Genomic DNA, 10,776 nt, shown 5'->3' with positions numbered 1-10,776 from the left:
ATCTGTCCGCTCGACTTGCATGTATTAGGCACGCCGCCAGCGTTCGTCCTGAGCCAGGATCAAACTCTCCAAAAAGTTTGACTTGCTCATTTGTTTCTATATAGATGACGGGCATCTTCTATAGAAGTTTAATTCTTAAAACGTTGACGTTTATTTTGTTCAGTTTTCAAAGATCAATATCCTTCACCGTCGTTTCCGACAGCTAAATAATCATATCATGCAGTGAGTTTTAAGTCAATAACTTTTCTCAAAAATATTATTTTGATAAATGATTATTAAAACTTATAATCACTTTAGTTTGCCACATTTCATCGTGACAGGTAAATAATATAACATATTTACGAGTAGTGAGTCAACAATAATTTTTTCACAATAAATTATATAGAAATAATTAATATCACTGAATGATTTTTGCCGTATACTCATGCTGTCTTAGCGACAGAATAAAAATATAACCTATTGTTATCCCACCGTCAATCCTTTTTTATTCGTCTCTTATTACCACTGTTGGATTTTTAACCCTAACTCTTTCTTTTTTGAACCATAGTGCATAAATATACGGATAAAACAGATAATCATTGGCATACTAAAAACACAGTGAAAAAGCTTGTGCTTTTAAAAGCACAAGCTTTTTCACCAACAGTTTCCCTTCGCGAAGATGGGCAACAAGTAATTTTCTGTCCGGATATGGTTTTGTGTATGCGCAAAGTAAAACATGAAAAACAGGGTCATAAGCATAGCTACAAATCAATTGTAGATTTTCTTAATATCACTTAACTTCTTATTACCTTTTCACCAATAACATCAAAGACAGGCAGTTGATTGGGTGTTTTAAAATCCTTCTTCAGATGGCTGTAAGCTGAATGTCTCCGTTTGTCCGCCCCATTTGATCATCACTTTCACATCCTGATCCTCTTGAGTTATCGCACAGCCGTCACACCAACCCCCTGTTTTGATTAAAACACCATCTTCATTTAATTCATCTGTTCCTTTTGAGCTTCCAGAATTCGTTTCAATAGAATAGCTGATTTCCGCTGGCGGTGCACCTTTTCCTGTATATTGGATTTTGTACTCCGTGGATTCACTTTTTTTACTTTGGGGCGTTACTTGGTAGTTCACATACCAATTTGTACTTTCCCCTGCAAAATTATAGCGCGATTCCCATCCGCTTTGACAGCCGCTTAACAACAAACTTGCCATGAAAAGAAAATAACAAAGATGTTTTTTCCTCATAATGCTCGCCCCTTGTATTCTAACTGCTCTTTCTTTGTACAATATAGAGCACCTTATTACACAAATGACCTGGCTGGTTCAGCTTTCGAGTTACTGCTGTTAAGATTATTTTAGCACAACATACTATAAAAGTAATTTTTTCTATATGATTAAATCGCTTAGAGATACCTCTCCCCATACATCGCGCATTGGTACTAAAGGTTATTTAGCCGAAAGTTCACTTTCTGTTACCCATTTATGATTGGTTACTTTTTCTCCACCATTAGTCGGCGTGTAATCAATCATATACACTGTGGTCTGCTCAGCAGATTCAATTACGGCTTTAGCACCTTTCATGCCCTCCATATGACCATCTCGAATAATAGCCTGGCTTCCTATTTTAAAAGCTGGATTTTCTGCTTCTTTTAACCCTTCAGGAACTTCGGCTGAGCTAGAATGATTCATCTCTTCGTGGCTGGCTTCTTCTGTACTTTCTGAATGATTCATTTCTTCATGGTTCGTTTCTTCTTCTACCGCGTCGCTCCCGCATCCACTTAAACCCATGATTGCTGCAATACCAAGCATATAGATTGTCTTTTTCATTTTTTCACCTCTTGGTTGTTAATATGAGTAGGCTTATCCGTAACTGTTTATGTATTAAAAGTATTTTATCATTGCAATGGTCAAGGAAATAAAAGATTTCTCCTTGGATCAGGCTAATTTATCTTTCAACATCCTTTATATATTGCTGTACTACTTTTAACATCGCTTATATTTTTCTCTTTAATCACAAAAAACTATATTTCATAGAATTTGAACAATTTTTCTGTTTGAAAACCATATTAGAGGCAAGAAAATACAGCTGCTTTGCATATGCTCTTTTTAAGATTGAATAGCCGCCCACACAAAGTTAACAATTAAAACTTTTTGCATAAACTGTTCAACAATGGTCCATAATGGTACTGTTCGTCCCAAACCCAACTCCTAAAGCTCGAAACTATTTCTGCAGCCAGGTCCCCACCTGGCTATTTTTTTGCCTTCCTTTATTTTAAACTTCTTTATTCAGGATAAGCATAAGCCGCTAATAAATTGTTTAAGGTTTCCCTATCTGGATATTTATCCAACCAAACCCTCCAAAAAGCGGAATAGCTGCCTGGCAGCTGTCCCGCTTTTTTATTGTAAAGAATAGTATTGTAAATAATAGGTTTGTTTTCCTGCTGTTGGGGTATGGTTAGTAAAGTACCACCCCCACCTAAAGCTTACTCATCTTTTTTTCCGGAGAGCGTTTAGTTCTTCGGTTCTTTTTTGTTTATTTTTCTTTAAAAGACGATTGTGAAAATGCACCGAATACCTTCGCTTAAACGGGATAAACGCCTTCTTTTTATACTTTACATTTCAAGAATAACCCATCTCTCGATCATTTCGCTTTTGTATTCATCATTAAGAAGTATCGAATAAACTTGAACTCAATTACACATAATAAACCGAGTTAAATGATATGAAAGGAGGGGCACACATGGAAAAGAAATACTTATTAACTGTGATGTCTGCTGTTTTGTCGCTAGGATTACTGTCAGCATGTAATGGCGGCGATGATAATGAGCCAGATACTTCCGAAGAACCTTCCGAGCAGCAGCAGCAAAATAATGAGGAACGTGAAGAAGAGGATGATTAATTCTTCTGTAAAAACGGCCTATCTCCTTGTTTTATTCCCTGCCCGCCTCTTTAGTGCGGGATTTTAACATTAAACCCCATTTTTTGTAAACCTCCTCTATTTTCTATCAATACTTCAAGCAGGCTTTATACTGGGCAGCATTTATTTTAACATTTGCAGTTAAAACTGCAGGTTCAATCAGCTTCTTTAGAAGCTTGTTTTATTGTGTAAACAGAATGCTTTTAAAAGGTGCTTTTTCTTCTCAACATTTTCTATACTCTTTTTCATGTTCATTGTTCGGACGAAGCGTTAAAAATGACACATTCATACCCTTATCATTTTCAATCCCTCATCCAAATATTCTATCATCTAGTATTTACTGGTAAAAATAAACAAGTAAGCGTATAGTGATCGTTAAAAAGGATGATGAACGATGGAAAAAACTTTAGTTGTTAAGCATGAAGAAATGCTTCGACAAGCAATGCTGACTAGCAATGTAAAGGCCTTAAATGAGCTGATTGATCATGACCTTATCTTTGTTAACCACTTTGGACAAATCCTGACAAAAGAAGCTGATTTAGAAGCTCATCGTTCGGGGGTATTAAATTTCACAGCTATTACAGTGATGGAGCAACGAGTAAAACTTTTATATCTTCGTTAAAAGGAAATGCAGGTACTGATTCAATTGAAGAGGAGATGTGCTACACGCGGGTTTGGCAGCATGCCGGTGGGAAACTCAAAATTATCTCCGGCCATTGCAGTTCCGTTAAATAATCTTGAAAAGGTGAGCAAATTTGAGACCGGTATTAACAAAAGAACTCTCTGCAAAAGAGTTTCGCTCTTATTATTGGCTGAAGGAAGAGCTGCAAACTTTTTGCAGAGAAAATGGAATGAGTGCTTCTGGATCTAAACAAGAAATCACTGATAGAATTGCTGTTTTTCTTGAAACAGGAGACATTCAAAAGCCATCGAGAAAAACAAAACAGTCTGCTCCTAAAGCTCTGCAGGAAGAATTGAGCCTGGAAACGGTGATTACTGAACATCACCGCTGCAGTCAAGGAGTGAGAGCTTTTTTTAAATCGATTATCCCGAACTTTCATTTTTCTACATACATACAAAACTATTTTAAAGAGAATACCGGTAAAACGTATAGGGATGTTGTCAACGCCTGGCACAAGGAGCAGCAGCGTTTAAAGGATCCTGCATATCAAACCGAGATTGCTCCCCAGTTTGAATACAATCAATTTATTCGGGACTTTTTTGCGGACCCATATAATAAAGGTAAAAGCCGAAAAGATGCCATCAACGCATGGAATGCTGTTAAAAATCTCCCAGGAAGCCATAAATATATTCCTGGTTGAAAGATAAGTCCTGCACTTTTTAGCTTTTAACAGGATGCCAAACAAGCAAATCAGAAGGGAAATTAAAAAATTCAATTTTGCTTTTCAATGCCCTGTCATACACGTATTTCTAGATTGACACATAAATCCTGCAAGAAATTATTTAAGCATCACATAAGAGACACAAACTGATTTCTGCTCCTTGTATATTTCTGTATGAATTCTCCTCAACGTGTACATAATAGGTGTAGTGAGGAAACCCCCATTTCCTCATGCAATATCCCAGTCAACATGCGCAGTCAGAGCCCCCTCTGGCTGTTTTTTATTACGCCTTGTTGTTCGGCAAGCATAGTAAAGTGACGGTGATAATAATGAATTTTCCGACCATACATACGAATTTCTGGGATGCGATTATTGCAGTACCTTTAGTAATGATCTTAACTCAGATCATTAAATTGAAATTCAAGCCGCCCAAAGCTATGGTTCCCACTATTGCATTGGTGATCGGACTTCTTCTTGCTGTCCTCATCAGTCACCCATACCATTTTTCATCTGGTTTATTTATGGGCTGGTTTTATGGATATGCGGCAGTTGGCTCATATGCTTCCTTAAAAGCAAACGTCATTGCTTTTTTAAAAAAATTCCATGGTAAGAAACACGAGTGAACAGCTCGTATGGTCCGTACAAAGAACTCACCCTAACTACTTATCTCTTGCTTTGATGTTTTTAAGACACGCTTATCCCTTTACGCAGCCAGGTATTCGGCCAGGCTGCTTTTTTATTCCTCTGGCTTTTGGACTTTTAAACGGAATAGCTTCTTTAAATAAACACTCCCTCGCATCTCTTTGGAGTTATCACCTCTCTGATATTGCCTATCTTCTTTGCGGAGCACTGTGAATATGCATCGTTCTCGTGAGTACGTTATGCTACAAACCAAATAACAGACCTACATACCGAATAATGGATGGCAGCAGCACGACCCACCAGCTCCAGTCGATTACGCCCAACAATTTCAAAACAACCAAAATCATCGTTAGTATATTTAAAATCCCCATCGCGTCCTCCTTGTTTTTTAATAAGTAAACTGTTTTTCCCTATTAGGCATGTCACGAGCTGTATCTGCCCTTTTCCGTTCATTCAATAGTTATATTTTGTATATGCAAGAGAAATCTTACTCCTTCTTTTCGAAACCTCAAGCATAGATCACCTGCAATGGCGTGCAGAGAAGGCCCATAATTCCTTTTTCTTCACTGTATATTCGTATATCTGTAGACAGCAAGGCTACATCATATTACCTGTCTTGATCTATGGGGGATTCAATCAACACATATGATATGATATTTAATATCAATCCATAGGAGGTCATTAGAATGTTTTTCGCCAACACTCCACCTCCCCCTTATTATGCAGTAATCTTCACTTCGCAAAGAACAGATAAGGAATCGGACAGCTACCATAAGGCGGCTGATGTAATGGTCGAACTTGCTTCTAAGCAGCCGGGCTTTTTAGGCGTGGAAAGTGCAAGAGAACAAAACGGATTAGGGATCACGGTTTCCTACTGGAATTCATTAGATGCTATTGGGCAATGGAAAGAAAACTTATCGCATCAGCGAGCACAAGAAAAAGGCAAAAAAGACTGGTACTCATCCTATATAACCCGTATTTGCAAAGTGGAAAGAGACTATGCAGATGAAGACCAATGATCAACTTTGTGTTTGGCAGGAAAGAAAAAAACTTCTCCTATAAGGGAGAAGTCTTTTTTGATCGGCATCATTTTATTTACGCTTCTTTGAAACTAACGGTGGATACCGGAATGTTTTCTGGCACATACACTGAAGGTAAAAAGGAGTTTTATACTTATGACAAATGGAGCTCAGCTATCCAGTGAACAGTTAAATACGATTCGATTTGCGCAGCAGAATTTCTTAAAGCATGCCGCTCTTGAACTGCATTATGAGCGATTAAAACTCGCCAACGCGAGTGATCACCAAAAGTATTATCAATATGCCGAGTTACAATATTTCCATAAATCCAGGGCTCTTCATTTTAAAGGCCAGTTTTCAGCTGCTTCTTTTATGTAGAAAGTTACATAAAAGCACAAAAAAGCCAGGATATCCTCTTATCCGGGCTTCTTTCCTTTTGATTCGTCTATTATTTATTAATCACAATCGATAATTTATAGTTTGCATGCTTATTTAAGTCCACCGAAAATTGATCTAGTATTTCATTGGATGGAAATTTGCATTCAAGAAGATAACAGCCATCACCGCTGATTTTATAATTGTTTATTACATAATTATCTTGTGTTTTTATAAATGAGAGATATGGCTGATGATAAGGACTGTTAGTATAGATTGTGATCAAAGCATGTATAAGACAACCTAATTTAACTTGATTGACTTTAATAGTATATCCTTCGATTACTCCATTATCCTCTAATTTTGATACTCTAGAAGCGGCTGCTTGTCCCGTCAAATGGACCTTCTCACCCAATTCTTTCATGGTAATACGGCTGTTTTGAGATAACTCTTCTAATATTCGCATATCTGTATGATCCAGCATTCAATCAATCCTTTTCATAGGGTATGAAGTATTTTATGTAAATGAATTCTCCTCAATGAATGGGTCCTATATAAAATGGAGCTTATCCACTGAGGCGATCAAGCCATTCCTTCTCCTCCTTTTTTTGAAGAACATAAACCAATAAATAATAGCTGAATGAAAACCCGACACAACCAATTTTTTATGGTAAAAATCAGACCGGCTTCCGTTCTTTGAACATGGCTTTAAATGGCCCCCTATTATTCTCCCTAGTGAGGATGTAGGTTCACTTAGTTTAATACATAATATGTTTTGCTTTCAAAATTCAAGTCAAACGGCCAAAAGACTTGAATTTATCCATGTAAACGTAAACGGGCCACAGTATAAACTATACGTAGTCTAATAAAAGGAGCTAAGAACATGAATATACAACAAATTCGAAATGCAACAATCGTTGTCCAATATGCAGGAAAGAAGTTTTTAATTGACCCATTTTTAGCGGAGAAAGGTACGTACCCGCCTTTTCCAAATTCGGTAAGACAAGATCAAAACAATCCTTTAGTCAGCCTGCCCACATCCATTGAAGAAATCATTAACGTGGATGCTGTTGTTGTCACTCATCTCCATTTAGATCACTTCGATGATGCGGCCAAAGAAGCACTGCCGAAAGAGATCAAAATGTTTGTTCAAAATGAAGAAGACGCTGTAGAAGTGAAAAAAGCCGGCTTCCAAAATATCGAGGTACTGCAGGAAGCTACCATCTTTGAAGGAGTCCAATTAATCAAAACAAAAGGCGAACACGGAAGAGGAGAAATCTTAAAACTTGCTGGCCTTGTGTGCGGTGTTGTTTTCAAGCACCAAGATGAAAAAACACTATATGTAGCCGGGGATACGGTATGGTATGAAGCAATCCAAGATGTGATCGATACGCATAAGCCGGAAATCATCGTAGTAAATGGTGGAGACAATCAATTCCTAGAAGGCGGTTCTCTTGTAATGGGGAAAGACGATATCTATGAAGTGTATAAAGCTGCTCCTAACGCTAAAATTATTTCTGTCCATATGGAAGCTGTTAACCACTGGACATTATCCAAAGAAGAATTAAAAAGCTTCGCTGAGGAAAAAGGATTCTCTAAGAGCCTTTCAGTGCCAGAAGACGGCGAATCTTACACATTTTAAGCTAAAAGACGTGCAGACACTGTCGTTTTCATATTATTTTGTCTAATTTTTAAGCATTCATTTGCTCTTCCGAAATACAAGAAGCTCGTGATTATATCATTGATAATCATGAGCTTCTTATCTATTTAATTATTAGTCAACAGCTGACCAAAACGGCTGATAAAACGGTGACCTTCCAAGAAAGGACCGACAAAAGGAAGTTTAAAAAGCTAAATTTATTCTGTTAGGAAGTGCAGTTTATGATAAATGAAATAGAAGACATCAGCGGGTCAAAACAGCAGCCTGCCTGGCTGCAAGGTTATATTGATTCACCAGAAAAACAAAAACAGCTCTATAAAAAAACATTAAGAATTGTCATTCTTTCACAAATCTTTGGAGGAGCAGGGCTTGCAGCTGGCATAACGGTAGGCGCCCTTCTCGCGTAAGATATGCTGAGGACAGAGAGTGCAGCAGGGATTCCGGTTGCTTTACTTACACTAGGATCTGCAGGAGCCGCACTGCTCGCAGGCCGGCTTTCACAGCGTTTAGGACGCAGAACAGGGCTTGCAGCCGGTTTTCTTGCTGGCGGACTGGGTGCGATTGGCGTTATTATCGCTGCCTTAATCAACAGTATCGTGCTTTTATTCGCTTCCCTGCTGATTTATGGAGCCGGTACCGCCGCCAATCTGCAAGCACGATACGCGGGTGCAGATCTGGCGACACCTAAACAGCGGGCAACAGCTGTAAGCATGGCCATGGTTTCCACTACCTTTGGTGCAGTTGCGGGTCCTAACTTGGTTAATGTGATGGGAGAATTTGCGAGGTCTATCGGGATTCCAACTTTGGCTGGTCCCTTCATCTTAGCGGCCGCTGCTTTTATCCTTGCCGGACTGGTTCTCTTACTTTTTCTTCGTCCAGACCCTCTAATTGTATCTACAGCGATAGCGAATGCTCAGGAGAAAGGTGGGACAGTGCAGGAAAAACCACATTCGGAAAGTGCTGTAGTAAATAAAAGAGGAATTGCTATAGGCGCTGTCGTTATGGTTTTAGCTCAATTTGTGATGACGGCCATTATGACCATGACACCGGTTCATATGGAACACCACGGCCACGGTTTGAGTGAAGTTGGGCTGGTCATAGGTTTTCATATAGGCGCTATGTACTTTCTTTCGCCTTTGACAGGCCTGCTGGTAGATAAAATCGGCCGTACGGCGATGTCTATTGCCTCTGGTGCCACACTTCTGGTCTCCGGTATGCTGGCTGCTTTTGCGCCGGCCGATTCAATGGAACTGCTTATCTGCGCACTAGTCCTGCTTGGTGTTGGCTGGAACTTTGGCTTAATAAGTGGAACGGAGCTCATTGTAGATGCAGCACACCCATCTGTTCGGGCAAAAACACAAGGATTGGTTGATGTCCTGCTTGCATTACCAGGTGCCTCCGGCGGTGTGCTATCAGGCATGGTAGCCGCTCATTCTAGTTACGCGGTACTATCCCTTTCCGGAGCTATTCTGTCACTGTTGCTTATTCCTGTAGTGATTTGGTCTCGAAAGACTCAAAGCAAAGACTCGATATAAGAATTCTCTACTCTTTTAATGAGTTAGTCTGGCGTCAGTGCAGCGTTTTATCTAGGAAGGGACGATTAGGTTCTAGTGGATAAAGGCAGCTTTCAGCAAGTAACTGAAAGCTGCCTTTTTCTTATTTCCCCGCCCCATGTTTAATCATGAGAAACAATGTTTAGTTAATTTCTTCACACATGCAGCTGGTTGCCCTAACGCTGGGCAGCATTGTCATCCCTTCTTTGATCAATATACAAAGAACCATCCTGCTGCACCTCTGCATAGAAAATATCTGAGCAGGATTGAATATTTGCTTTCTGTAACTCTTGGTGCAGCCATTGTTGATCAAGTTTTAGCTTTTCGAGGTTCCGGCTATTCACTACCCCATCTGTTATAACAGATGCTGGCATTGGAAAAGCATACTGGGCTTCCGGTATATTGAGATCTTTTTTAGTCGCAGGCTGTTTTGTTTCTTTCTTCATCACAGAAAGGCTGCCGTCTGTTTCAAAAATTGCATAGTCTACATCCGATACGGCAAAAACATCTTTTTTCCGCAGCAAAGAACTTAATGTTTCCATATCTACCCGGACTTTGCGCAGGGCACTTTCCATGATCTTTCCGTTCTTGATCAAAATAACTGGCTGCCCCGTCATGATCTTGCGAATCTTTTTAGACTTGATATCCAAATACCCAAGCAAAACGGTAAATGCACTCCAGCTCGCTAAAGCGATCAGTCCATCAATCACCCTAATTGCAGGATCTGTTGCCAGAGAAGCACCAAGCGTTCCAAGGACAATGGCTGAAATAAAGTTCACAAAGGTCATTTGGGCAATTTCTTTTCTTCCCATGATTCTTGTTAATACTAGTAAAACAATAAAGGATAATGTAAGCCTCAGCAGCAATTCTGGGATTGGCATTGTTAAAGGATACTCCTTTCTCTAAAAAAGTTTCTTATTGGGTTGTATCTATTTAGATTCATAAGTGTTATACGGGAGTTTGAAATGTACGTTATGTATCAGGCTTTTTCTCTTGGCCAATTTCTGCTTATGATTATCATCGCCATACTTTTTGATATATAAACGAAAGCCGGGATGAAGTTGTTACTCTCCATCCCGGTTTCTTTTTTTGCGCTCCCTGTTTTGCTCGTGCCGCTTATTTAACATTTACAAACTTCCAAACTAGAAAAATCTGCTAACAACAACCGTGGTTCCTAAAAAGAGACTATTCGTTAGCAGCTTTTTATAGAAAATGACTGGACTGGATACCGCACTTTTTCTTACTGTTCTCTCGGTAAACTGGGGCGCATGCTCAAATG

12 protein-coding genes, 1 rRNA gene and 1 pseudogene are annotated in these 10,776 nt (G+C 39.2%); 8 read left to right on the top strand and 6 right to left on the bottom strand.

Annotated elements, in window-relative coordinates; all coding sequences use genetic code 11:
• The 3 genes from RG959_RS19430 to RG959_RS19420 all read right to left on the bottom strand — a co-directional run.
• Positions 1–75 (bottom strand): 16S ribosomal RNA (locus RG959_RS19430); the annotation flags it as partial.
• 756 nt (positions 76–831) lie between these two features.
• Positions 832–1,233 (bottom strand): hypothetical protein, encoded by a 402-nt coding sequence (locus RG959_RS19425; RefSeq protein ID WP_342798549.1) that lies wholly within the window; start codon positions 1,231–1,233, stop codon positions 832–834.
• Between the two features lie 201 nt (positions 1,234–1,434).
• On the bottom strand, positions 1,435–1,815 hold the full coding sequence (locus RG959_RS19420) for a YdhK family protein (protein WP_342798548.1): 381 nt from the start codon (positions 1,813–1,815) through the stop codon (positions 1,435–1,437).
• Between the two features lie 913 nt (positions 1,816–2,728).
• On the opposite strand from RG959_RS19420, the gene RG959_RS19415 reads away from it, so the two are divergent.
• The 4 genes from RG959_RS19415 to RG959_RS19400 all read left to right on the top strand — a co-directional run bounded on the left by RG959_RS19415 (position 2,729) and on the right by RG959_RS19400 (position 4,871).
• Positions 2,729–2,887, top strand: coding sequence for a hypothetical protein (locus RG959_RS19415; RefSeq protein WP_342798547.1), 159 nt, complete (start codon positions 2,729–2,731; stop codon positions 2,885–2,887).
• Between the two features lie 412 nt (positions 2,888–3,299).
• Positions 3,300–3,527: a nuclear transport factor 2 family protein gene (locus RG959_RS19410; protein ID WP_342798546.1), complete on the top strand. Its 228-nt coding sequence runs from the start codon at positions 3,300–3,302 to the stop codon at positions 3,525–3,527.
• A gap of 133 nt (positions 3,528–3,660) precedes the next feature.
• The gene (locus RG959_RS19405; RefSeq protein ID WP_342798545.1) at positions 3,661–4,227 is read left to right on the top strand and encodes a DUF6434 domain-containing protein; all 567 of its coding nucleotides are present in this window, start codon (positions 3,661–3,663) and stop codon (positions 4,225–4,227) included.
• 350 nt (positions 4,228–4,577) lie between these two features.
• Positions 4,578–4,871 carry a hypothetical protein gene (locus tag RG959_RS19400; protein WP_342798550.1) on the top strand — a complete coding sequence of 98 codons (294 nt, stop codon included), beginning with the start codon at positions 4,578–4,580 and terminating at the stop codon, positions 4,869–4,871.
• A gap of 261 nt (positions 4,872–5,132) precedes the next feature.
• Here the strand turns inward: RG959_RS19400 and RG959_RS19395 are convergent, their stop codons facing one another.
• Entirely contained in the window at positions 5,133–5,261 is a 129-nt protein-coding gene (locus RG959_RS19395) for a hypothetical protein (protein ID WP_342798544.1), read from the bottom strand.
• 315 nt (positions 5,262–5,576) lie between these two features.
• Here RG959_RS19395 and RG959_RS19390 point away from each other — a divergent pair, with 315 nt between their 5' ends.
• Positions 5,577–5,909, top strand: a complete 333-nt coding sequence (locus RG959_RS19390) for an antibiotic biosynthesis monooxygenase family protein (RefSeq protein WP_342798543.1) — start codon at positions 5,577–5,579, stop codon at positions 5,907–5,909.
• Between the two features lie 156 nt (positions 5,910–6,065).
• Positions 6,066–6,287 carry a hypothetical protein gene (locus RG959_RS19385; RefSeq protein ID WP_342798542.1) on the top strand — a complete coding sequence of 74 codons (222 nt, stop codon included), beginning with the start codon at positions 6,066–6,068 and terminating at the stop codon, positions 6,285–6,287.
• Between the two features lie 70 nt (positions 6,288–6,357).
• Here RG959_RS19385 and RG959_RS19380 read toward each other — a convergent pair whose 3' ends face one another.
• Entirely contained in the window at positions 6,358–6,768 is a 411-nt protein-coding gene (locus RG959_RS19380; protein WP_342798541.1) for an Lrp/AsnC family transcriptional regulator, read from the bottom strand.
• A gap of 399 nt (positions 6,769–7,167) precedes the next feature.
• On the opposite strand from RG959_RS19380, the gene RG959_RS19375 reads away from it, so the two are divergent.
• Entirely contained in the window at positions 7,168–7,926 is a 759-nt protein-coding gene (locus RG959_RS19375) for an MBL fold metallo-hydrolase (RefSeq protein ID WP_342798540.1), read from the top strand.
• Between the two features lie 239 nt (positions 7,927–8,165).
• A pseudogene (locus tag RG959_RS19370) lies at positions 8,166–9,479 on the top strand (MFS transporter).
• Positions 9,480–9,673: 194 nt separating this feature from the next.
• Here the strand turns inward: RG959_RS19370 and RG959_RS19365 are convergent.
• Positions 9,674–10,378, bottom strand: a complete 705-nt coding sequence (locus RG959_RS19365) for a DUF421 domain-containing protein (RefSeq protein ID WP_342798539.1) — start codon at positions 10,376–10,378, stop codon at positions 9,674–9,676.
• Between the last annotated feature and the right edge of the window lie 398 nt (positions 10,379–10,776).

The organism is Domibacillus sp. 8LH (assembly GCF_038806185.1).
GTDB classification, from domain to species: Bacteria; Bacillota; Bacilli; order Bacillales; family Domibacillaceae; genus Domibacillus; species Domibacillus indicus_A.
The sequence above is the reverse complement of the archived record's forward strand: the minus strand, read 5'-3'. Positions and strand labels throughout refer to the sequence as shown.